19 protein-coding genes are annotated in these 22,148 nt (G+C 71.5%); 12 read left to right on the top strand and 7 right to left on the bottom strand.

The window, feature by feature from the left end:
• Positions 1–66 precede the first annotated feature (66 nt).
• Entirely contained in the window at positions 67–924 is an 858-nt protein-coding gene (locus VIS07_04110) for a heme-dependent oxidative N-demethylase subunit alpha family protein (GenBank protein ID HEY8514682.1), read from the top strand.
• On the opposite strand, the gene VIS07_04105 is transcribed toward VIS07_04110, so the two are convergent.
• Both VIS07_04105 and VIS07_04100 read right to left on the bottom strand, forming a co-directional pair.
• Complete coding sequence (locus tag VIS07_04105) at positions 925–1,836, bottom strand: class I SAM-dependent methyltransferase (protein ID HEY8514681.1); 912 nt, start codon at positions 1,834–1,836, stop codon at positions 925–927.
• A 53-nt stretch (positions 1,837–1,889) separates the two neighbouring features.
• Complete coding sequence (locus tag VIS07_04100) at positions 1,890–2,474, bottom strand: DNA-3-methyladenine glycosylase I (GenBank protein ID HEY8514680.1); 585 nt, start codon at positions 2,472–2,474, stop codon at positions 1,890–1,892.
• 101 nt (positions 2,475–2,575) lie between these two features.
• Here VIS07_04100 and VIS07_04095 point away from each other — a divergent pair, with 101 nt between their 5' ends.
• Positions 2,576–3,565, top strand: coding sequence for a glutathione S-transferase family protein (locus VIS07_04095; GenBank protein ID HEY8514679.1), 990 nt, complete (start codon positions 2,576–2,578; stop codon positions 3,563–3,565).
• Between the two features lie 18 nt (positions 3,566–3,583).
• Here the strand turns inward: VIS07_04095 and VIS07_04090 are convergent, their stop codons facing one another.
• From VIS07_04090 to VIS07_04080, 3 genes are all read right to left on the bottom strand, one after another.
• Positions 3,584–5,419: a HAMP domain-containing sensor histidine kinase gene (locus tag VIS07_04090; GenBank protein HEY8514678.1), complete on the bottom strand. Its 1,836-nt coding sequence runs from the start codon at positions 5,417–5,419 to the stop codon at positions 3,584–3,586.
• Between the two features lie 78 nt (positions 5,420–5,497).
• Positions 5,498–7,174, bottom strand: a complete 1,677-nt coding sequence (locus VIS07_04085) for an acyl-CoA dehydrogenase family protein (GenBank protein HEY8514677.1) — start codon at positions 7,172–7,174, stop codon at positions 5,498–5,500.
• Between the two features lie 15 nt (positions 7,175–7,189).
• A complete protein-coding gene (locus VIS07_04080) occupies positions 7,190–7,726 on the bottom strand; it encodes an ACT domain-containing protein (GenBank protein ID HEY8514676.1) in 537 nt (178 codons plus the stop codon).
• Between the two features lie 91 nt (positions 7,727–7,817).
• On the opposite strand from VIS07_04080, the gene VIS07_04075 reads away from it, so the two are divergent.
• From VIS07_04075 to VIS07_04050, 6 genes are all read left to right on the top strand, one after another.
• Positions 7,818–9,404, top strand: a complete 1,587-nt coding sequence (locus VIS07_04075; GenBank protein HEY8514675.1) for a PAS domain S-box protein — start codon at positions 7,818–7,820, stop codon at positions 9,402–9,404.
• Positions 9,356–10,225, top strand: coding sequence for a response regulator (locus VIS07_04070; GenBank protein HEY8514674.1), 870 nt, complete (start codon positions 9,356–9,358; stop codon positions 10,223–10,225). Before VIS07_04075 ends, VIS07_04070 begins: the two co-directional genes overlap by 49 nt.
• A gap of 51 nt (positions 10,226–10,276) precedes the next feature.
• Positions 10,277–11,296, top strand: coding sequence for a hypothetical protein (locus VIS07_04065; protein ID HEY8514673.1), 1,020 nt, complete (start codon positions 10,277–10,279; stop codon positions 11,294–11,296).
• A gap of 6 nt (positions 11,297–11,302) precedes the next feature.
• Positions 11,303–12,013: a nitroreductase family protein gene (locus VIS07_04060; protein ID HEY8514672.1), complete on the top strand. Its 711-nt coding sequence runs from the start codon at positions 11,303–11,305 to the stop codon at positions 12,011–12,013.
• 124 nt (positions 12,014–12,137) lie between these two features.
• Positions 12,138–12,347, top strand: coding sequence for a dodecin family protein (locus VIS07_04055; GenBank protein ID HEY8514671.1), 210 nt, complete (start codon positions 12,138–12,140; stop codon positions 12,345–12,347).
• Between the two features lie 119 nt (positions 12,348–12,466).
• Positions 12,467–12,844, top strand: coding sequence for a DoxX family protein (locus tag VIS07_04050; GenBank protein ID HEY8514670.1), 378 nt, complete (start codon positions 12,467–12,469; stop codon positions 12,842–12,844).
• Positions 12,845–12,899: 55 nt separating this feature from the next.
• On the opposite strand, the gene VIS07_04045 is transcribed toward VIS07_04050, so the two are convergent.
• Together VIS07_04045 and VIS07_04040 are read right to left on the bottom strand one after the other, a co-directional pair.
• On the bottom strand, positions 12,900–13,706 hold the full coding sequence (locus tag VIS07_04045; GenBank protein HEY8514669.1) for a hypothetical protein: 807 nt from the start codon (positions 13,704–13,706) through the stop codon (positions 12,900–12,902).
• Between the two features lie 13 nt (positions 13,707–13,719).
• The gene (locus VIS07_04040; protein HEY8514668.1) at positions 13,720–15,534 is read right to left on the bottom strand and encodes a glycoside hydrolase family 15 protein; all 1,815 of its coding nucleotides are present in this window, start codon (positions 15,532–15,534) and stop codon (positions 13,720–13,722) included.
• A 176-nt stretch (positions 15,535–15,710) separates the two neighbouring features.
• On the opposite strand from VIS07_04040, the gene VIS07_04035 reads away from it, so the two are divergent.
• The 4 genes from VIS07_04035 (at position 15,711) to VIS07_04020 (ending at position 22,127) form a co-directional block, all read left to right on the top strand.
• On the top strand, positions 15,711–16,469 hold the full coding sequence (locus VIS07_04035) for a glucose 1-dehydrogenase (GenBank protein HEY8514667.1): 759 nt from the start codon (positions 15,711–15,713) through the stop codon (positions 16,467–16,469).
• Between the two features lie 10 nt (positions 16,470–16,479).
• A complete protein-coding gene (locus VIS07_04030) occupies positions 16,480–17,595 on the top strand; it encodes a hypothetical protein (GenBank protein HEY8514666.1) in 1,116 nt (371 codons plus the stop codon).
• Between the two features lie 13 nt (positions 17,596–17,608).
• Positions 17,609–18,733 (top strand): hypothetical protein, encoded by a 1,125-nt coding sequence (locus VIS07_04025; protein ID HEY8514665.1) that lies wholly within the window; start codon positions 17,609–17,611, stop codon positions 18,731–18,733.
• A gap of 136 nt (positions 18,734–18,869) precedes the next feature.
• Entirely contained in the window at positions 18,870–22,127 is a 3,258-nt protein-coding gene (locus VIS07_04020) for an ELWxxDGT repeat protein (protein HEY8514664.1), read from the top strand.
• The last annotated feature ends 21 nt before the right edge of the window (positions 22,128–22,148 follow it).

Genomic DNA, 22,148 nt, shown 5'->3' with positions numbered 1-22,148 from the left:
GCGACCGCGCGCGCCGACGCCGCGAGCGCCGCTGCAGGCCGCGCGGCCGCCCGCTACACAGGCGGCATGGCGTCGCTGCCCCGCCCCGCGCGCTACTTCCCGGTGAAGCCGATCCCGCTGCGCATGGAGGCCGGGCTGATCCGCCACGGCACCGACCTCGGCAACGGCCCTGCGGACGAGCTCTTCTTCCAGGTCGACGACGAGCTGCCGCGCTACCTCGAAGCGAAGCGCCGCGTCCCGCCGGGCCGGCATGCTCTGCTCGCGCGCGACGACGCCGAGCGCGCGATCCACGCCGCGGTCGACGCCTGGCTGCGCGACACGCTCGGACGCGAGCACCCCGAGCGCCTTGCCGCCGTCGCCGAGCTCGGCGTCGCTCCGGAGCGCGCCGGGCTGTTCGACGTCGCGCGCGTCGTGCAGGAGGACCTGGTGGTCATCCGGCGGCTCCCCGACGGCGGCAGCGCCGCGATCGGGGTGCACGTCTCGTCCCCGAGCGGCTGGCGTCCCGAGCGCATCCACGGCGTGAGCTTCGGCGGGATCCACGCGCCGGTGCCGGACTTCGCGAAGCGCGCCGAGGCCGAGCGCTCGATGGTCGACGCGATGGTCGAGCGCGGGCCGTACGTGCGCTTCGTCTGGACGGTGAGCGCCGACGATCACCTCGACCACCACCCGGAGGAAGGCCGGCGCGAGCCGTGGCGCGCGGACGGTCCGGGCTTCCTGCGCGTCGAGCGGCAGACCACGGTGCCGTTCCGCGAGCACGAGGCGGCGCTGTTCCTGATCCGCGTCTACCTCTATCCGTTTTCGAGCTTGACGGCCGAGCAGCGCGAGATCCTGGCGCGCGCGCTCGAGCTCATGCCGGAGCACGTCGCCCGCTACAAGGGGCTCGACTCCGTGCGCGACCTCGTGCGCGCGATGCTCGCCCGCTGACTACTTCTCGCCGACCACGTAGACCAGCCAGCTGTACTGCTGCTCGGCCTCGGTCACCTCGACGTACTCGCCGTTGCCGTAGATCATGCCGTCGTCGTCGACCTCGTCCTCGTCGAGCGTCGCCCAGAAGACGCGCACGCCGCGGAAGCCGACCTCGAGCAGCAGGTCGCGCAGCTCGGGGATCGACCACAGCCGCCAGTCGTAGGTGAAGGCGCGCTCGAGACGCGAGCCGTCGGGGAAGTGGAAGTGGATGTAGCAGAGCGTCTCGTTGGTCACCGGATTGAAGCGCTTCTGCTCCCAGACGTAGGTGAAGGTCCCGAGCTCGCGCTTCTCCTTGGTGGGCTCGATCGCGCCGGTGCCGCCGTAGAGCTCGAGGAAGAGCAGCCCGTCGTCCTTGAGGTTGTCGCGCGCCGCGGAGAGGTAGCGCGCGAGCTCGGCGCGCTCCTTGAACACGCAGAAGCTGAAGTTCATCGCGCACGTGATGTCGACGGGCTGCGTGCGCACGTCGCGGACGTCGCCCTGCACGAGTTCGAGCCGGCCGCGAAGCTTGCGCGCGTGCGGCGCGACGTTGTGCTCCCGCGCCCACTCGAGCGTCGGACCGTCGAGATCGACGCCGATCGCGCGCCGTCCGGGCGCGCTCGTGCACCAGACGAGCGACAGCTTCGCCGTGCCGCAGAAGTCCTCGCGCAGGATCTTCGCCTGGCGGCCGCGCAGCTTGCGGAAGGTGTCGGAGAAGAACGCGACGTCGTCCTCGGGGATCTGCACCGAGCGCTCGTAGAGCTTGAACGGATCGGCGCGCTCGGCGCGCGTCGGACGGCGCCGCGCGACGCGCAACGGCGTCGCTCCACGTCGTGACAGGGCGCGCTTGCCGGTCGTGCGGCGCAGCACGCGAGACTCCTCTCTTCTGGCCATCGCCGCTTCTTAGCAACCGAGCGTCGCGACGTCCCGAGGCGACGCGCGCTTGGTCAGCGCTTCACGCCGGAGAGCTCGCGATGGCGGAAGCAGCTCACGAGGTGGTCGTTGACCATCCCGACCGCCTGCATCATCGCGTAGCAGATCGTCGTGCCGACGAACTTGAAGCCGCGCCGTCGCAGGTCGCGGCTCAGCGCGTCGGACACCTCGGTCGACGCCGGCACCTCGGACATCGCGCGGAAGCGGTTCACGATCGGCTTGCCGTCGACGAAGCCCCACAGGTAGCGCGCGAACGAGCCGTGCTCGCCCTGCACCTCGAGGAAGGCGCGCGCGTTGACGATCGCCGCCTCGACCTTGAGGCGGTTGCGGATGATGCCGGGGTCGGCGAGCAGCCGCTCGACGTCCTTTGAGCCGAAGCGCGCGACGCGCGCGGGATCGAAGCCCGCGAACGCGCGCCGGTAGCCGTCGCGACGTCCGAGGATCGTCGACCAGCTCAGCCCCGCCTGCGCGCCCTCGAGGATCAGGAACTCGAACAGGCGCCGGTCGTCGCGCACCGGCACCCCCCACTCCTCGTCGTGGTAGGCGAGCTCGTGCGGCGAGCGCTCAGCCCACGGGCAGCGCTTGCGTCCGTCCTGCACTGCATCGCTCGTTCGTGCCACGCCTGCCTCCGTCGCCGCTGCCGCGCTCGCCGCGGATGACCTCCGTTGCCGCAGCGCGCGTGAGCGCGCAAGATCGGGCAATGGGGCTGCTCGTCGACGGCGTCTGGCGCAACGACTGGTACGACACCAAATCCACCGGCGGACGCTTCGTGCGTCAGGAGAGCGCGTTCCGCGACCGCGTCACCGCGGACGGCTCGTCCGGCTTCCCCGCCGAGCCGGGCCGCTACCACCTCTACGTGTCGCTCGCCTGTCCGTGGGCGCACCGCACGCTGATCTTCCGCAAGCTGAAGCGCCTCGAGGACGTGATCTCGCTGTCGGTCGTGCACCCGTTCATGGGCGAGAACGGCTGGGAGTTCGACGTCGACGGCGAGGTGCCGGGCACCATCCCCGACACCGTCAACGGCGCGCGCTACCTGTACGAGGTCTATCTCGCGGCGTCGCCGAAGTACTCCGGACGCGTCACCGTGCCCGTCCTGTGGGACAAGCAGCGGCGGACGATCGTCAACAACGAGTCGGCGGAGATCATCCGCATGCTGAACTCCGAGTTCGACGCGTTCGGCGACGACACGCTCGACTTCTACCCGGAGGATCTGCGGCGCGAGATCGACGAGCTCAACGCGGTGGTCTACGCCAAGGTCAACAACGGCGTCTACCGCTGCGGCTTCGCGACCTCACAGGAGGCCTACGAGGAAGCCTTCGTCGAGCTGTTCGAGACGCTCGGCATGCTCGACGTGCGCCTCGCGCGCGGCCGCTACCTGCTCGGCGATCGCATCACGGAGGCCGACTGGCGTCTGTTCACGACGCTCGTGCGCTTCGACGCGGTCTACTACGGGCACTTCAAATGCAACCTGCGCCGCATCGCCGACTACCCGAACCTGAGCGGCTACCTGCGCGACCTCTACCAGGTGCCGGGCGTCGCCGAGACCGTCAACTTCACGCACATCAAGCGGCACTACTACCAGAGCCACAAGACCATCAATCCGACCGGCATCGTGCCGCTCGGACCGGAGCAGGACCTCGGAGCGCCGCACCACCGCGGCGATCCGCAGCGCTTCCGAAGCATCGATTGACGGCTCGCGCGCGAGGGCTCAGGAAAGCGGATCTGCCGACGGTTGCGTCGGGGACTCTTGCGCGCTGGTTCCCCGCGGCAGCGTGAGCTCGAAGGCGCTGCCGCGTCCGAGCTCGCTCGTCACGCTGATCTCGCCGCCGAGCTGGTGCACGAGGCGCTGCACGATGTGCAGGCCGAGCCCCGCCCCGCGGTAGGCGCGCGCGTCCGAGCTGTCCACCTGACGGAACATGTCGAAGATGATCGGCAGGTGCTCGGGCGCGATGCCGATGCCGGTGTCGCGCACCGTGCAGCGCACGACGTCGCCCTCGTCGCGGCAGGCGAGCACCACCTCGCCGCGCGGCGTGAACTTGAGCGCGTTGCCGATCAGGTTCTTCAGGATGATGCGCAGCTTGCGCGGGTCGGTCACGAGCTCGACGTCGTCCGGACCGACCCAGCGCAGCTCGACGTCCTCGAGCGGCACCATCGCCGCGAACTCCGCGACGAGATCGGTGAACAGCTCGCGTGGACGCACGCGCTCGTAGCGCGGCGGATCGCGTCCCGCCTCGAGCCGGCTCAGGTTGAGCGTCTCCTCGATCAGCTCGAGCAGCTCGATGCCCGAGCGGCGCACGCGCTGCAGGATGCGCGAGCGCTCGTCGCGCGAGATGGTGTCGTCGTCGAGCATCTCGGTGTAGCCGAGGATCACGCTCACCGGCGTGCGCAGCTCGTGCGACATGGTCGAGACGAACTCCGCCTTGATGCGGTTCGCCTCGCGCAGCTCCTCGAGCAGGCGCGTGTTCTCGAGCGCGAGCGACGCGAGGTGCGCGATGCCGACGGCGATGCGCTCCTGCACGCGGTCGAAGCGGCGCGCCTCGTCCTTGTAGTGCGCGGAGATGACGCCCATGATCTCGCCGCCGCGCCGTAGCGGGACGTAGAGGCTCGTGCCGATGTGGTAGCGCTGGTGCAGCTCGCGCGCCCGCGCGTTCTGCATCTTGCTCGTCTTGAGCCGGGCCACGCCGGACGACGCGAGGTGCGCGATCAGCGGCTCCACCATCCGGGCGGGCACGCGCATCTCGCGCATGGCCTGCCAGTCCTGATCGCGGTGGCTGAACGCGTTGTGCGGGATGAAGACGTTCTCGCCCGCGTCCTTCAGCACGAGCGAGCAGGCGTCGCAGCGCAGCAGCTCGACGACCAGCGGGCAGGCGCGGTCGAGGATCACCGGCGTGCTCTCGCAGCGGATCATCTCCTCGCCCGCGCGGGCGAGCGCCGCCGAGATCCGAGACTCCTCCGCGACCTGCGCTTCGGCGAGCCGCCGCTTGCGGCGCTGGACGTCGTGCTCGCGCGCGACCCACACCGAGCCGAACAGCGCAAACCCGACGGCGAGCGCGCGGTAGGCCATGCTGGCGTCCACCGGCTGCGGCTGCAGCATGCGGGCGACGAAGATCGCCACGCTCGCGGCCACGACGGTGAGCGCTTGCATCCAGGGTCCCCAGGGGACGAAGCTCGCGGTGGCCATCGCCGTCGCGATGAAGATGAAGCTGCTGGCGACGAACTCGCCGCGCAGCACGGCGAGCGCGGCGGTAGTCACGTAGAGCCCGCACACCGTGTAGGCGCCGAGCCGCAGGAGCGCGTCGAGGTCCTTCGCGCGCCGCGCCGCGAGCACGGCGACCGCGAGGATCGCGCACTGGATCACCTTCACCGCGACCAGCGCCGCGAGGTGCTCCTTCACGTACAGCAGGTCGATGAGGAGAAAGAGCAGCGACGCGCCGAGCATCACGACGCCGCCCGTCCAGAAGCGACGCGCGAGGACGTCGCGGTCGTCGGTCTCGGCGGCGACGCCGTCGCGGTCGCCGAGCCGCGCGTCTGCCTGAGACCTCATAGTTGACATCTTATCGGCGGACGGCGGCTTTGAGAGCAGGGCGACGGCGGCGAAAATCCGCGCCGCCGGCGGCGGCCGTCAGGCGCCGCGCAGCGGATCCGCCCGGGCGATCAGCGCCTCGAGGTCGGTGCCCCGCGGCAGCGTGCCGTAGGCTTGGCCGTGCTCGCCGTCGAGCCGGGTCGCGCAGAAGGCGTCCGCGATCGCCGGCTGCGCGTGGCGCACGAGCAGCGACGCCTGCAGGACCAGCGCCATGCGCTCGGTCACCCGCCGGGCGCGCAGCTCGATGTCGCCGTGGTCCGCGAGCTCGTCGCGCAGCTTCGCCGCGGCGGCGTCGAGGCGACGGTCGCCGCCGCGCGCCTGGTCGATCTCGTGCAGGAACGCTTCGAGCGACTCCGGCTCGCGCCCCATCGCGCGCAGCACGTCGAGGCAGATCACGTTGCCCGAGCCCTCCCAGATGCCGTTGAGCGGCGCCTCGCGGTAGAGGCGCGGCATGATCGTCTCCTCGACGTAGCCCGCGCCGCCGAGGCACTCGAGCGCCTCGACGACGTGCCCCGGCGCGCGCTTGTTGAGCCAGTACTTCGCGACCGCGGTCGCGATGCGCGAGAAGGCGCGCGCCTCGTCGCCGCCGTTCACCGCGTCGTCGAAGCCGCGCGAGATGCGCATCGCGAGCGCCGTCGCCGCCTCGGCCTCGAGCGCGAGGTCGGCGAGCACGTTGCGCATCAGGTCCTGCTCGACGAGCCGCTTGCCGAACGCGTGGCGGTGCTTCGCGTGGTGCACCGCCTGCATCACTGCTTGACGCATGAACGACGCCGGCGCCGCGACGGTGTCGTTCCGGGTGTGGTGCACCATGTCGATGATGGTGCGCACGCCGCGGCCCTCTTCACCGACCATGCGCGCCCAGGTCCCGAGGTACTCGATCTCCGACGAAGCGTTCGACTTGTTGCCGAGCTTGTCCTTGAGCCGCTGCACGAAGAACGGGTTGCGCGTGCCGTCGGGTCGCCAGCGCGGCACCAGGAAGCACGACAGGCCGCGCTCGGTCTGCGCGAGCGTCAAGAAGGCGTCCGACATCGGCGCCGAGCAGAACCACTTGTGCCCGGTGAGCTCGTACTCGCCGCCCGGACCGCCGGCGCCGAGCGGGACCGCGCGCGTCGTGTTGGTGCGGACGTCGGAGCCGCCCTGCTTCTCGGTCATCGCCATGCCGAAGGTGACGCCCTGCTTCTCCGACGCCGGCACGCAGCGCGGGTCGTAGACGCGCGCCACCACCTTGGGCTCCCACTCCGCCGCGACCTCGGGCTGGCGACGCAGCGCGGGCACGACGGCGTAGGTCATGGTCAGCGGACAGCACACGCCGGCCTCGACCTGCGACAGCAGGTAGAGCATCGCCGTGTGCGCGACGTGCGCGCCGGGACGCTTCTCGGTCCACGGCAGCGACGGCATGCCGTGCTCGACGGCGAGCCGCATCAGCTCGTGGTAGGCCGGATGGTACTCGACCTCGTCGATGCGCTGGCCGTAGCGGTCGAAGCTGCGCAGCTCGGGCGGAAAGCGGTTGGCCGCGACGCCGAGCGCCATCACGCGCTCGCTGCCGAGCAGCGCGCCGAAGGCGCGCACGTGCTCCTCCGCCCAGGCGGCGCCTTCACGGCGCAGCGCCTCGCCGAGCGCAGGATCGGCGTCGTAGAGGTTGAAGTTCTCGAGCGGCGGCACCTGGTTGTGCACGCTGTGCGTCGGGAGCTCGGTGAGGGGACTGCGTGACGACATGCGCTCTCCGTTTCCTCAGGCGGCGGGCTCGAGCGTGAAGTCGAGCCCTTCCTTCTCGCAGGTCGCGGCGAGCTCGCTGCGCAGCTCGGACAGCACGATCTTCGAGGGCACGTGGAGGACGGCCTCGAGGTCGAACAGCGGCGTGCCGCTCTCCGGCGCATAGGTGACGCGCGACTCGAGCGACGCGACGTTGATGCCGCGGCTCGCGAGGATCGAGGCGACCGCCTGCACGATCCCCGGACGGTCCGCGCCGCGGACGTCGATGCGGTACGGCAGGTAGTCGGACGGCGGCGCGACGCGTCTCGTCTCCTTCAGGATGCAGCGCAGCTTGAGGTCGTTCTCGACGCGCGCGCCGATCTGCTTGACGCGCTCGACGACCTCCTCCGAGCCCGAGATCAGCATGATCATCGCGAACTCGCCGCCGAGGATCGCCATGCGGCTGTCCTCGAGATTGGCGCCGGCCTCGCGAATCAGCGCCGACAGCTCGTTCACCAATCCCGGGCGATCCGGGCCCACGGCGGTGAAGACGACGTAGTTGCGCTGGCCCTCCATGCAGGCGTCCTCCTTGTGGTCAGCGATATGCGCCGCGGCTCGTGACCTCAAGCCCCCACCCGACACGGCCGATGCAACACGAGGAGAGGGGATGGGGGCGTTCGATCACCCGGCAACGGGCGCGTGTCTGCTCGAAGCCATGCGACAGCCGTTGCTGGTGCTCGACGGCGCGCTGCGCGTGCAGGCGGCGAACCGCGCGTTCCACCGCGCGCTGCTGCTCCCGCCGAGAGACCTCCGCGGCATGGCGCTCGTCGACGTGCAGCAAGGCAAGCTCGCCGACCCCACGCTGCTGCGCGCCCTCGACGAGCTCGCGCGCACCGGTCGCGAGTTCGAGGACCTCGAGCTCGAGCTGCCGCTGCCCGGGAGCACGCGCACGTTCCTGGTCGAGGGACGCACGCTGCGGCGCGCGGCCGACGCGACGCTACTGCTGGTCGGCTTCGAGGACGCGACCGAGCGCCAGCACAGCGAAGCGGTGATGCGCGAGAGCGAGGAGCGCTTCCGCAGCGCGTTCGACTTCGCCGCGATCGGCATGGCGCTGGTGTCGCCGACCGGACGCTTCCTCAAGGTGAACCGCGCGCTCGGCGCGCTGCTCGGACGCACGCCGGAGGAGCTGCTGCAGAGCGACTTCCAGTCGCTCACCCATCCGGACGACCTCGCCGCCGACGTCGAGCAGCTGCACCGCGTGCTGTCCGGCGAGGCCGCGTCGTACCAGATGGAGAAGCGCTACATTCACAAGGACGGGCACGTCGTGTGGGCGCTGCTCTCGGTCTCGCTGGTGCGCGACGCGCGCGGCGAGCCGCTCTACTTCGTGTCGCAGGTGCAGGACATGACCGCCCGCCGGCGCGCCGAGAGCGAGCTGCGCTGGGCGCGCGACGAGGCGCTGCGCGCTTCCCGGCTCAAGTCCGAGTTCGTCGCCAACATGAGCCACGAGATCCGCACGCCGATGAACGGCGTGATCGGCATGAACACGCTGCTGCTCGAAACCGACTTGACGCCCGAGCAGCGCGAGTTCGCCGAGACCGTGCAGGAGTCCGCCAAGTCGCTGCTGCGGATCATCGACGACATCCTCGACTTCTCGAAGATCGAGGCGGGCAAGCTCGACCTCGAGGTGATCGACCTCGGCGTGCGGCAGACGGTCGACGGCGTGCTGCAGCTCCTCGGACCGCGCGCGCGGGACAAGGGTCTCGCGCTCGAATCGCGCGTCGACCCCGCGGTTCCCGAGATGGTGCGCGGCGATCCGGTGCGGCTGCGCCAGGTGCTGCTCAATCTCGTCGGCAACGCGATCAAGTTCACCGAGCAGGGGGGCGTCACGCTGCGCGTCGCGACCTCGTCGGAGACCGAGGACGAGATCGTGCTGCGCTTCGAGATCGCCGACACCGGCATCGGCATCTCGCAGGAGGCGCGCCGCCACCTGTTCCAGCCCTTCAGCCAGGCGGACGGCTCGATGAGCCGTCGCTACGGCGGCACGGGCCTCGGGCTCGCGATCTCGAAGCAGCTCACCGAGCTGATGGGCGGGCAGATCGGCGTCGAGAGCACGCCCGGCGGGGGCAGCACGTTCTGGTTCACGATCCGCGCCCAGAAGATCGCCGTCCCCGCCGTGGCCGACACCCCGCGCGTGCTGCAGGGCTCGTGGTCGGCGACAGCCTCACGGTGCGCACCGACCTGGTGTTCAAGCTGAAGGCCCTGAACGTCGACGCGCACGCCGTCGCCGGCGGCGCGGCGGCGCTCGAGTGGCTGCGCGCCGCGCACGCGCGCGGCGAGAAGATCGACGTCGTGCTCCTCGACCTGCAGATGCCGGGGATGAGCGGCCTCGAGCTCGCGCGCGCGATCCGAAAGGAGCCGTGCTTGCGCACGCTGCCGCTCGTGATGGTCACCGGCTTCGCCGAGCGCTGCCACGAGGAGGAGGCGCGCGCGGCCGGCATCGCGGGCTACCTGACGAAGCCGGTCGGCGCCGCCGCGCTGCGCGACTGCCTGCGACGCGTGCTGCCGCGCGACGGCGCGCCCGAGACGACGACGCAGGTCGCGGGCGGCAGCTCGCTCGCCAGCGTGCGTCGCCAGGGCTCGCGCATCCTGGTCGCCGAGGACAACGTCGTCAATCAGAAAGTGACGGTGCTCACGCTCGAGCGCCTCGGCTACCAGGTGCACGTCGTCGCGAACGGCGCCGAGGCGCTCGAAGCGCTCGAGCGCGAGCCCTACGACCTGATCCTGATGGACTGCCAGATGCCCGGCATGGACGGCTTCGAGGCGACCGCGGAGATCCGCCGGCGCGAGGGCGTGCGCGCGCACCATCCGATCATCGCGATGACGGCGAGCGCGATGCAGGGCGACCGCGAGCACTGCTTCGTCGTCGGGATGGACGACTACATCGCGAAGCCCGTGCAGCCCGCCGCGCTCGACCGCGTCCTGCAGCGCTGGCTCACGCGCGGCGACGTGGTGTTCGGCACCGACGAGCCGCTGCGCGCGCCGCGCCTCGCCGAGCCCGCTCCGGCCGCGTTCTGAGCGAGTCGCGTCACGCTTGACGTGGTGCGGCCGGTCGCGGAGAGTCGCCGCATGCCGCAACTCGTCTACTCGCGCGACGAGCTCCTCGCCGAGCACGCGTACGCGCGTCCGCACGAGGCCGCCGGCTACGCGCTGCACGGCGGCTTCGACGCGCAGGGCGCGTACCTCTCGCCGCGCACGCTGCACCGCTGGCCCGCGGTGCGCGCCTGGCAGGACGCGCTGCGCGCGCGCGGGCTGCCGCTGATCGAGGCGACGACGCGCCTGCTCTCGAGCGGCCCCTATCCCAGCTTCGCGCAGCAGAAGCTGCTCCTGCGCCACGGCCTCGGCCAGACGCTGTGGAACATGCTCACCATCACCGGCGTCATCGAGGCGCGCGGAAGGTTGCTGATCGATCTGCCGATTCCGGACTTCCGCCACGTCGTGGTCGACGATCTGACCGAGACCGCGACCGGACACCTCGAGCGCGGCCTGCTCGCCGCGCACGGCATGGACGAGGGCGGCGACCCGCGGAGCCGTCTCGGCGCGCACGACGCGATGTGGTTCGCGATCCGCGACCTGCTGTTCGGCAAGAACGCCTACCCGCTGCCCGAGGTGCCGGCGAGCATCGCGCGCCCGGATTCCGAGCGCCTCGCGCCGGCGCTGCCCCTGCCCTACGAGCAGCTGCTGTCGCTGCTGATGAACGTCCTGATGATCGAGGTGCGCGCCGAGCTCGCCTTCGACTTCGTGCAGCAGCTCCTCGCCGACCCCGAGCTGTTCACCGACCGGCGCGCCGAGGCGCGTCTCGCCCACGAGCTCGTCGACCGGATCCGCGCCGACGAGGCGATCCACGTCGCCTACCTGCAGCTCGTGCTGTCGGAGATGCGTGGCTTCACCTTCCGCGCGGTCGACGGCGGGCTCGTTCCCGGCGCCGAGGTGATCGATCCGATGTGGGCGACGCTCGTCCACTGGCACGCAGTCGAGAATCCGCGCTTGACGCGCGAGGCGCAGCGCGCGGTGCTGCACCGGCGCATCCTCGAGCACCCCGACGGGGCGCGCTTGCTCGAGGAGTTCGAGGCGCGCGAGGCGGCGTAGCGCCGCATGGCGCGGTCGACGACACGGCGAGCGATCCTCGCACGGGCGGCCGCGGCGGGCTTGACGGTCGCGGGCGCCGCCGGCGCGGGACGCGCGCTCGCGCTCGAGGGCGGCGCCGCGCACGCGAGCGATGCGCCCGGCTCGAGCACGAACGTCGCGCGCCGCGCGAGCGCGGGCCCGGGCGAAGCGCGGCTCGCGTGCTCGCTCGACGCGCTCCTCGACCGCCGCCGCATGGTGCGGCGCTTCACGGACGAGCCGGTCGACGACGCGGTCGTCCGTCGGCTGATCGACGCCGGTACGCGCGCGCCGAGCGCCGGCAACCTGCAGCCGTGGGCCTTCGTCGTCGTGCGCGACGCCGAGCGCCGCATGGCTCTCGCCCGCGCGGCGCTCGGGCAGACGTTCGTCGCCGAGGCCCCGGTCGTGATCGTGCCATGCGCGGTGCCGGCGCGTGCGCGCGAGCGCTACGGCGAGCGCGCCGAGCGCTACGCAACGATCGACACCTCGTTCGCCTCGCTGCTGATCCTGCTCGCGGTCGTCGAGGAGGGGCTCGGCGCGTGCTTCGTCGGCGCCTTCGACGACGCCGAGGTGAAGCGCATCCTCGCGCTGCCCGCCGACGTGCACCCGCTCGCCGTCGTGCCGGTCGGCCATCCCGCCGAGACGCCCGGTCCGCAGAAGCGGCGCAAGGTCGCGGACGTCGTGCACGACGAGCGCTGGTAGCGCACGCGCCGTATTGGCTCCCCACCGCGACCGGAGTATCGTCGAGCCACGGCATCGCCACCGCTTCCGCACGCTTCTTCTCCAGGTCCGCTGCGATCGAGTCCGTAGGCGAAAGGAGAGAACGATGGCCGAGAGCGTCTACAAGGTGATCGAGCTGGTCGGCACCAGCACCGAGTCGTGGGAGCGCGCCGCCGCGGCGGCCGTCGAGAAGGCGTCCAAGTCGCTGCGCGACCTCCGCATCGCCGAGGTGAAGGAGCTCGACCTGCAGATCGAGGACGGCCACGTGCGGGCGTACCGCGCGAAGGTGCACGTCTCGTTCAAGTACGAAGACTGAGCTCGCGCCGGGAGCGCTGCCCGCGCGAGCGACGCGCGGGGCGAGGGTTGGCGCGGCGTCCGTGCTAAGGAATTCCCGCCTTGGCATGCGGCGGCCGACGCCGTCGGGGAGGTGGAGAGATGAAAGGCGTTCTCGGCAAGTACGCGGACACCATCTATGCGCTGCTGCGCATCGTGGCAGGCTTTCTCTTCGCCTGCCACGGTGCGCAGAAGCTGATCGGCATCGTCTCGGGCGCGGACATCCCGATGCCGCCGGCGATGCTGTGGACCGCGATGGTCCTCGAGCTCGGGGGAGGGATTCTGATCATGATCGGGCTCTTCACGAGCCTGGTCGCGTTCCTCTGCAGCGGCATGATGGCGGTCGCGTACTTCATGGCGCACCAGCCGCAGGGGCTGCTGCCCATCCAGAACCAGGGCGAGCTCGCCGCGCTGTTCGCGTTCGTGTTCCTGTACATCGCGGCGCGCGGCTCGGGGCCGTTCGCCGTCAAGCCGGAGTGACGTCCGCGCTCGCGCCGCGTTCGCTCGGGTCGCGTCCGCTCGGTTCCGCGTCCGCTCAGGCCGCGTCGCGGATCGCGAGCTCGAGCGGGAAGCGCTTGACGGTCAGCAGCCGGCGGACGAGCGTCGGCAGGTCGCGCGGCAGCTTGTTGCAGTACTCGATGTAGCCCGGCAGCGCGGCGAAGGTGCGCTCGGCGGCGGCGAAGTGGGGATCTGCGCGCAGCGTCTGCTCCTCGCGCACCGGCGGCGGCGTGTGCGGGTCCTGGCGGAAGCGGCGCACGTAGTCGAGCAGCCGCGCGTGGTACGTCGGATCCTCGATGATCGCGCCGATCGTGCGCGCGCGCGGATGCGTCCCCGCGACCATCTGCTCGACCTGGCGCTCGAAGTCCTCGAGCCCGTCGTCGAACATCTGGATGAGCTGCAGGTCGTAGACCGGGTTCAGGTGCACGACCTGCATGACGTGTCCGACGATCGTGTCGCGGTCGGAGAGAAAGCCGGTCGGGTCGATCATCGACACCGGGTCGTCGAGCACGCGCAGGAGCTGGTGGAAGCCGAACGAGATGCCCTTCTGCGCGTAGTAGTCGCGCGCCGCGGGCTCGATGACGAAGCGCAGCATGTCGAGCCCGCCGAAGAAGATCTGCAGGCGCGTCGGACGCTCCTTGATGTAGCCCTTGCGCTCGAGGGTGCTCAGCCGACGGTCGATCTCCGCGGGGTTCAAGTAGAGACGCAGCGTCCGCACCAGGCGCACGAGCTTGCCGCCGATCTCGCGCGGCCCGCCGATCGCGGTGCGGATCAGCGTCAAGCCGTCCGCGGTCTGGCGTAGGGTCCGTCCGGCGCGCGCTTGCGCGCCACGCGTCGCGGTCATCTCCACGGCTGCGTCACCCGTCCATGCCGGCGCCGGAGAGCGCACGGTCGAGGAAGTGCGCGGCGCTGATCAAGCCGAGGTGCGTGAAGCCCTGCGGGAAGTTGCCCAGGTGCTCGCCCTCGGGGCCCAGCTCCTCGGCGTAGAGACCCACGTGGTTCGCGAAGCCGAGCATCTTCTCGAACGCGAGCCGCGCCTTGCGCAGCATGCCGGCGCGCGCCAGGCACTCGACGTACCAGAACGAGCACATCGTGAACGTGCCTTCCTTGCCGGTGAGGCCGTCGGGCGCGGCCATGTCGCCCTGGTAGCGGTAGACCAGCGAGTCCGACACCAGCTCGCGCTCGACGCAGGCGAGCGTCGACAGCCAGCGCGGATCCGTCGGACCGATGAAGCGCACGAGCGGCATCAGCAGGCACGACGCGTCGACCGCGCTGCCGTGCTTGACCTGCGCGAAGCAGCCGCGCTCCTGGTTCCAGAACTCGTGGTGGATCTCGCGGTGGATCGCGCTACGCGTCGCGATCCAGCGGTCGAACGGCGCCGGCAGCGAGCGCTTCCACGCGAGCCGGATCGCGCGGTCGATCGCCACCCAGCACATCAGGCGCGAGTAGAGGAACTCTTGACGCCCGCCGCGCACCTCCCAGATGCCCTCGTCGGGGAGCTGCCAGTGGTTGCAGACCCACTCGACGAGGCGCGTCAGGTTGCGCCACATCTCGTACGAGATGGTCTCGCCGTACTTGTCGTACAGGTAGACGGCGTCCATCAGCTCGCCGTAGATGTCGAGCTGCAGCTGGTCGTAGGCGCCGTTGCCGACGCGGACCGGCTTCGAGCCGCGGTAGCCCTCGAGGTGGTCGAGGATCTCCTCGTCGAGCTTGTGCCGGCCGTCGATGCCGTACATCACCTGCAGCGAGCCGTCGGGGCCGAGCTCGGTGCAGCGCTGCTCGATCCAGCGCATGAACGCCGCGGCCTCGTCGGTGTAGCCGAGGCGGATCAGCGCGTAGACCATGAACGCGCTGTCGCGGATCCAGGTGTAGCGGTAGTCCCAGTTGCGGACGCCGCCGATCTCCTCCGGCAGACCGAGCGTCGGCGCGGCGACCATCGAGCCGAAGGTGCGCGACGTCATCACCTTCAGCGTCAGGGCGGAGCGGTGCACCATCTCGCGCCAGCGGCCGCGGTACGTCGAGCGCCCCACCCAGCGACGCCAGTACTGCGTGGTCTCCTCGAGCATCCGCATGCACCACTCGGGCGACGCGGCCCCGCTCTCGCAGCCCGGACGCGCTTCCTCGAGCACGAAGTCGAGCGACTCGCCGGCGCGCAGCTCGAACTCCGCGATCGCCGCGCCGTGCTCCATGCGCACCGGTACGGGCGTGCGCAGACGCAGCGCCGTGCGATCGCTCCCCGAGGAGAGGAACAGCACCTCGCCCGGGTTGACCTCGAAGCGGTGCCCCGCCCGCGCGTAGTCGAAGCGCGGCTCGAAGCGCATGCGGAAGCGGACGTCGCCGCGCACGGTCGTCACGTGGCGGATCAGCGCGTGCGGGTGCCCTTCCTCCTCGATCGGCATGAAGTCCGTGACCTCGGCGACGCCCTCCGAGGACAGCGAGCGCGTCAGCAGGACGTTGGTGTCCGGCAGGTAGAGCTGCTTCTGCCGCGCGTCGGCGAAGGCGGGCGCGATCTTGAAGCGTCCGCCCTTGCGGTGGTCGAGGAGGGCCGCGAACACGGTCGGCGAGTCGAAGCGCGGGAACGGCAGGAAGTCGATCGAGCCGTCCATGCCGACCAGCGCGACCGTGTGCAGGTCACCGATGATCGCGTAGTTTTCGATCGGTTGATACGCCATGCGGGTCTCGGTCGCGGCGCGACGGGGCCGCAAGTCCTTCGAGGATGGCCGATGGCCCGCTGGAATGCCAGCGCGAGCCTTTCGGCGTCGGCTCTTGGCGTGCGCCGGCACGGTCGCGTAGTGTCGGCGTCCTGCCGGGCCCTCGTCCGGCCGTCGCAGCACGAGGAGGACCTTCGATGAGCTCGCTTGCCAACAAGATCGCCGTCGTGACCGGCGGCGCGTCCGGGATCGGAGCCGCGACCGCGCGGCTGTTCGCCGAGGCCGGCGCCCGCGTGGTGATCGGCGACCTGCAGGACGGCAGCGCGATCGCAAGCGAGATCGGCGGCATCTACCAGCGCACCGACGTGCGGCGCTCCGAGGACGTGAAAGCGCTGATCGACCGCGCCGTGCGCGAGTTCGGCCGGCTCGACGTCCTGTTCAACAACGCCGGCATCGAGGCGCACGCGCCGCTCGCCGCGACCGAGGACGAGATCCACCGCAACATCATCGACGTCAACGTGAACGGCGTCTTCTACGGGCTCAAGCACGGGATCGTCGCGATGTCGCAGAACCCCGGCCCCGCGCGCGGCAGCATCATCAACACCGCGAGCGTCGCCGGGATCATGGGCACGCCGATGCTGGGCTCGTACTGCTCGTCGAAGCACGCGGTCGTTGGCTTGACGCGCGACGCGGCGCTCGAGTACGGCCCGCTCGGCATCCGGGTGAACGCCGTCTGCCCGGGGATCATCCGCACGCCGATGCTGATGCAAGGCTTCGAGGTGACGCCCGAGGCGATCGAGCAGTTCGGCCGCGCGCACGCGCTCAAGCGCATCGGCGAGCCGATCGAGGTCGCGCGCCTGGTGCTGTTCCTGGCGAGCGACGACGCCTCGTTCATCACCGGCCAGGCGATCGCCGTCGACGGCGGCATGTCGGCCGGTCCGGTGATGCCCGGCTGACGGTCGCGCCGTGCGGCTGCGCTCGGATCGTCGCCTCGCGGCCGTCGTCGGCTACGCGCTCGCGTGCTGCGCGGCGTGCTCCGACGCCGATCCGGGCGCGCGCGAGGCGATCCTCTTCGCCCCCGCCGGCAACGACCTCGACGCCTACTCGACCGGCGACACGGTCGTCGCGCAGACCGTCATCCGCAACGCGAAGGACGCCCCGCGCGGCCGCGACATCAACGGCCAGGTCTGCTTCGCGCCCGACGGCTCGCGCACCTTCGTCGCCGGCGACGACACCGGGCAGCCGACCTCGCCCGCGGGCTTCGGCGTCTTCCGGCTCACCGGCGACGCGGTCGGCGAGCTCTCCGCGACGCAGATCGGCAAGCTCGTGCCGACCTACCAGCCGAGCTCGGATGCGCCCGACCCGTTCGGCTGCGGCTTTCTGTCCGACGGCCGGCTCGTCACCACCGACATCGGCGACAACGCGACCGGGCCCGCGAACGGTCAGGTGATCCTCTGGTTTCCGCCGCTCGACGTCGCAGGGCCGAGTTACTGCAAGCTCGACGTCGCGGTCGGTACGGCGGGGACGGTGTACGTCGATGCGGAAGACCGCGTGCACGTCGCGAGCTCGCGCGTCACGCCGGGCGTGCTGCGCTACACGAACCTGCCGACGTCGGACGATGCCGCAGGCGGCTGCGGCGCGCGCGACGTCACCGGGGCGCCGCTCGCGACCGACGTCGTGCGCGAGCTGCTGATCCGCACCGACGCGAACCTGCCGACCGCGAACGGCGTCGCCGGCGCGCCGGGCGGCGGCTTCTACGTCTCGAGCGTCGTCGCCGGCGTCATCGCGGAGTTCGACGCGAGCGGAAGCTTCGTGCGCCACGTGCTCGCGCCGCCCGCCGGCGAGACGCTCGGCCCCGAGCCGATCTCGACCGGCACGCCGCTCGGCATCGCGGTCGACGCGAGCGGCACGCTGTACTACGCGGACCTCGGGCTCGTCGTCCGCGGCGGGACGATCGGGCCGGGGCCGGGGCTCGGCACCGTGCGCCGCATCCGCTTCACCGCCGACGGCGTGCCGCTCTCGCCGGAGATCATGGCTTCCGGGCTCGACTTCCCCGACGCGCTCGGCGTGCTCGAGCCCTGAGGAGGAACGACGAATGCTGTCGCGCTTCGACGACTATCCCATTCACCAGACGCCCGAGCCGATCGCGCAGGTCGCGACCAGCGACCGCAACGCGTACGACCGCTACTGGTTCAACGGCTACGCGGCGGACGGCGAGTTCTACTTCGGGGTCGCGATGGCGCTCTACCCGAACCTGCGCATCCTCGACGGCGCCTTCTCGATCGTGCGCGACGGCGAGCAGCACTGCTTCTTCGCGTCGCGACGCGCGCCGCGCGATCCGAGCGAGACGCAGGTCGGGCCGTTCCGCATCGAGATCGTGAAGCCGATGCAGCGCCTGCGCGTGCGCCTCGACGACAACGAGACCGGCGTCACGGCCGACCTCGAGTTCACGGCGCGCACGGCGTGCATCGAGGAGGGACGCCAGACGCTGCGCCGCGAAGGCCGCATCCTGATGGACGCGACGCGCTTCACGCAGATGGGACGCTGGCAGGGCCGCATCCGCTACGCGGGCAAGCTCGTCGAGGTCGACCCCGCGCGCGTCTACGGCACGAAGGACCGCTCGTGGGGCGTGCGTCCGGTCGGACCGGCGGATCCGGCCGGCGCTCCGGGGACCGAGCTGCCGCAGCTCTTCTTCCTGTGGGCGCCGCTGCAGTTCGCGGACCGCTGCACGCACGCGCTCACCTTCGAGGACTCGCGCGGCTGGCCGCAGCACCAGGAGGCGATGATCGTCCCCTGCTACGCGGATCCGGAGAAGATCCCCTGCCCCGAGGATCCCCGCACCGAGCGCTTCCCGCGCGTCGAGCACAAACTCGAGTACGTGCCCGGCACGCGGCGCGCGAAGCGCGCCGAGCTGGCGCTCGTCGCCGTCGATGGATCGCGCAAGACGATCGAGCTCGAGCCGCTCCTCGCCTTCCGCATGAAGGGGATCGGCTACACGCACCCGACCTGGGGCCACGGCCACTGGCACGACGAGCTCGCGATCCACGGCGAGAGCTGGAAGACCGCCGACCTCGACGAGATGGCGTTCGAGAACCAGCACATCCAGCAGGTCGTGCGCGCGACGATGGACGGCGAGCAGGGGATCGGCGTGCTCGAGCAGTTCGCCCTCGGCGCGTACCCGCGCTACGGCTTCACGGAGTTCCTCGACCCCGCGAAGTAGAAAGTCGCGTCACCCAAATTTCTCGCTTGCGTACGCCGCGACGCACCTGGCAGATCGCCCCGGCGAATCGATCGGTACCGCCTCCCGCAGCATCCCTCCCGCTGACTCCCGATCGTCGAGACCAGGAGTCGTCATCATGCCACGCGCCAGGGTTGCTTGGATGGTCGCGCTCGCCGCGACGCTCGCCTTCGCACCGTCGTTCGCCGCCGCGCAGGGACGGCCGCGGATGGTCGCGGACCTCGTGCGCGACCCGTTGGAGCGCAGCGGCGTCGACCACCTCGTGGCCGTCGGCGACCGGCTCTACTTCGCCGGCGACGACGGCGAGCACGGTCCGGAGCTCTGGCGCAGCGACGGCACGGCGGACGGCACGGTGCTCGTCGCCGACGTCCGTCCCGGACCGCAGAGCTCGCGGCTCCACTCGCTCACCGCGGTCGGGGAGCGCGTGTTCTTCGTCGCCGACGACGGCGTGCACGGCATCGAGCCGTGGGTGAGCGACGGCACGCCCGAGGGCACGCACGTCCTCGACGTCGTCCCGGGACCCACGGGCTCGCTGCCGCACGAGCTGGTCGCGCTGGGCGACGAGCTGCTGTTCGCCGCGCGCGACGACGAGGGCGGCGTCGAGCTGTGGGCGAGCGACGGCACGCCCGAGGGCACGCGCCGCGTCGCCGACCTGAACCCCGGGCCCGAGTCGTCCTCGCCGTCGCGGCTCACCGCGGCCGGCGGGCTCGTCTTCTTCGTCGCCGACGACGGCGTCCACGGCCCCGAGCCGTGGCTCACGGACGGCACGGACGAAGGCACCTTCCTGCTCGCGGACCTGCGCCAAGGCCCGGAGGGCTCGCAGCCCGGTCGGATGCTGGCGGTCGGCGACGCCGTCTACTTCGGCGCCGTGGACGACGCCGGGGAATGGGCGCTGTGGCGCGCCGACCTCGACGGCGTGACGCTGGTCGCCGACGTCGACCTCGAAGGGCTCGACGCGGAGCTCGAGCCGCTGGTCGCGCTCGAGGACGGCATCCTGTTCCGCGTGTCGCACCCCTCGCTCGGCAGCGAGGTCTGGCGCACCGGCGAGGAGCCCGGCGACGAGCAGCTCGTCGTCAGCTTCGTGCCGCACTTCGATCCGTACGTTCCGCGCGAGGCCGTCGCGATGGGCGGCAACGCGTACTTCGTCGGCTTCGATCCGATCGGCGGCGCGGTGCTGCTGCGCACCGACGGCACCGCAGCCGGCACCGAGATCATCGCCGACCTGAACGTCTTTCCGTGCAGCGCCGAGTTCGGCCCTCCGATCGTCGTCGGCGACCGCCTGTTCTTCCGCGCCAACCAGGGCAAGGACCGCGGCGAGCTGTGGACGAGCGACGGCACCGCCGAGGGCACGCAGCTCGTCAAGGACATCTTTCCCGGCAACGGCGGCTCGCGTCCGGCGAGCCTGACGGCGGTCGGCTCGACGCTGTTCTTCCGCGCGAGCGACGGCCTGCACGGGCGTGAGCTGTGGAAGTCCGACGGCACGCCCGAGGGAACGGAGATCGTGGCCGACGTGTACCCGGGCAGCATCGGCGCGTTCGACGAGACCTTCCCGCGGCTGTCGCCCGCGGGCTCGGTGGTGCTGTTCGGCCGCGGAAGCGGCGAGCACCCGAGCCAGCTCGCGAAGGGCCTCTGGCGCAGCGACGGCACCGAGGCCGGAACGGCGCCGGTGCCCGGCACGGAGGACTGGTACGTCGGCAGCTATCTCTTCATCGAGGCCGCGACGCGGACCTACTTCTTCGCCGGCAACGCGCTGTGGCGCACGGACGGCACGGACGCCGGCACGCAGCTCGCCGTCACGCCCGCTCCCCCGCTCGGCTTCGACCAGGAGTACGCCGTCGCGGGCGACGGCTTCTTCTTCGCCGGCGAGACGTCGTCGACCGGAGCCGAGCTCTGGTTCACCGACGGCACGCCGAGCGGTACGCGCCTCGTGCGCGACATCGTCCCCGGCGCGGCCGGCTCGGAGCCGCGCGAGCTGGTCGTCGCAGGCGAGCGCGCGTTCTTCTCCGCCGCCACCGCGAACGGCCGCGAGCTCTGGGTGAGCGACGGCACCGAGGAAGGAACGCGGCTCGTGAAGGACATCCGTCCCGGCTTCCTCGCCTCCGGGCTCGGCGAGGCGACGGCGTACCTGACCCCCGTCGGCGACGTCGTCTACTTCGTCGCCGACGACGCCAGCACCGGCCGCGAGCTGTGGCGCAGCGACGGCACGCCCGAGGGCACGTTCCGCGTGCGCGACATCCGTCCCGGCCAGCTCGGCGCGCTGCCGGTCAACTTCCGTCCGCGGGCCTTCGGCGACCTGGTGCTGTTCGCCGCCGACGACGGCGCGAGCGGCCTCGAGCTCTGGCGCTCCGACGGTAGCGCGGCCGGGACCGTCCGCGTCAAGGACATCCGGCCCGGCCCGTCCGAGTCCCGCCCGGTGCTGCTCGGGATCGCGGGTCGCTGGATGTACCTGTCCGCGGACGACGGCGAGCACGGCCAGGAGCTCTGGCGCACCGACGGGACGGAGGCCGGCACCGTGCTCGTCAAGGACATCAACCCCGGGAAGGCATCCTCGCGGCCGCGCAGCGGCGTCGCGGTCGGCGACGCGTTCTACTTCGTCGCGACCACCGACGAGCACGGCGAGGAGCTGTGGGTGACCGACGGCACCGAGGAAGGAACGCGGCTCGTCGACGACCTCAACCCGACCGGCGACGCGGAACCGTGGGCGCTGACGAACGCGGCGGGGCGCCTGTTCTTCGTCGCCGACGACGGCGTGCACGGCACCGAGCTCTGGGCGCTGAGCTGCGGCGACGGCCTCCTCGACGAGAGCGAGGAGTGCGACGAGGGCGCGCTGAACGGCACGCCGACGAGCTGCTGCACGGCGCTCTGCACGCTCCATCGGGACGACCTCGACGGCGACGGCATCGGCGACCGCTGCGACCCCGTCGACGCGACGCTCGACCTCCGCCGAGCACAGGTGCGCGCCGACGCGCCGACGCCGCGCGTCGACGGGACGATTGTGCTTGACGGTCACCTGAGCTTCGACCCGGCGCGCGGCGACGTGCTCGACCCGGCCGACGGCATCACGGTCACGGTGCGCGACGCCGCGGGGCTCGCCGAGGCCGCGACCTGGGACGCCGCGTCCTGTCGGACGACGAAGGCGGGCGTCATCCACTGCCGCAACGCCGGCAAGGATGCCGTCGTCCGCTTCCGCCCTGCCGGGCGCGACGCGACGGGGCTGCCGCGCCTCTTCTTCCGCGTCAAGCTCGCAGGGCGCGCGCTGACGGGGCCGTTCACGGGTCCGCTCGAGGCGACCATCACGCACGGCGCGCAGATCGACCGTACGGGCAACCTCGCGCGCTGCACCCCGACGCCGCGCGGGCTCAGGTGCGTGCGGTGACGCTCGACGCGCCGCGGCCCC

Source organism: Candidatus Binatia bacterium (genome assembly GCA_036563615.1).
Taxonomy (GTDB): domain Bacteria; phylum Desulfobacterota; class Binatia; order UBA12015; family UBA12015; genus DATCMB01.
The sequence above is the reverse complement of the archived record's forward strand: the minus strand, read 5'-3'. Positions and strand labels throughout refer to the sequence as shown.

Bases quoted from the DNA above. Each gene is read 5' to 3' on its own strand.
- VIS07_04110 (HEY8514682.1), top strand. From the start codon at position 67: ATGGCGTCGCTGCCCCGCCCCGCGCGCTACTTCCCGGTGAAGCCGATC.
- VIS07_04105 (HEY8514681.1), bottom strand. From the start codon at position 1,836: ATGGCCAGAAGAGAGGAGTCTCGCGTGCTGCGCCGCACGACCGGCAAG.
- VIS07_04095 (HEY8514679.1), top strand. From the start codon at position 2,576: ATGGGGCTGCTCGTCGACGGCGTCTGGCGCAACGACTGGTACGACACC.
- VIS07_04090 (HEY8514678.1), bottom strand. From the start codon at position 5,419: ATGAGGTCTCAGGCAGACGCGCGGCTCGGCGACCGCGACGGCGTCGCC.
- VIS07_04085 (HEY8514677.1), bottom strand. From the start codon at position 7,174: ATGTCGTCACGCAGTCCCCTCACCGAGCTCCCGACGCACAGCGTGCAC.
- VIS07_04080 (HEY8514676.1), bottom strand. From the start codon at position 7,726: ATGGAGGGCCAGCGCAACTACGTCGTCTTCACCGCCGTGGGCCCGGAT.
- VIS07_04075 (HEY8514675.1), top strand. From the start codon at position 7,818: ATGGGGGCGTTCGATCACCCGGCAACGGGCGCGTGTCTGCTCGAAGCC.
- VIS07_04065 (HEY8514673.1), top strand. From the start codon at position 10,277: ATGCCGCAACTCGTCTACTCGCGCGACGAGCTCCTCGCCGAGCACGCG.
- VIS07_04060 (HEY8514672.1), top strand. From the start codon at position 11,303: ATGGCGCGGTCGACGACACGGCGAGCGATCCTCGCACGGGCGGCCGCG.
- VIS07_04055 (HEY8514671.1), top strand. From the start codon at position 12,138: ATGGCCGAGAGCGTCTACAAGGTGATCGAGCTGGTCGGCACCAGCACC.
- VIS07_04050 (HEY8514670.1), top strand. From the start codon at position 12,467: ATGAAAGGCGTTCTCGGCAAGTACGCGGACACCATCTATGCGCTGCTG.
- VIS07_04045 (HEY8514669.1), bottom strand. From the start codon at position 13,706: ATGACCGCGACGCGTGGCGCGCAAGCGCGCGCCGGACGGACCCTACGC.
- VIS07_04040 (HEY8514668.1), bottom strand. From the start codon at position 15,534: ATGGCGTATCAACCGATCGAAAACTACGCGATCATCGGTGACCTGCAC.
- VIS07_04035 (HEY8514667.1), top strand. From the start codon at position 15,711: ATGAGCTCGCTTGCCAACAAGATCGCCGTCGTGACCGGCGGCGCGTCC.
- VIS07_04025 (HEY8514665.1), top strand. From the start codon at position 17,609: ATGCTGTCGCGCTTCGACGACTATCCCATTCACCAGACGCCCGAGCCG.
- VIS07_04020 (HEY8514664.1), top strand. From the start codon at position 18,870: ATGCCACGCGCCAGGGTTGCTTGGATGGTCGCGCTCGCCGCGACGCTC.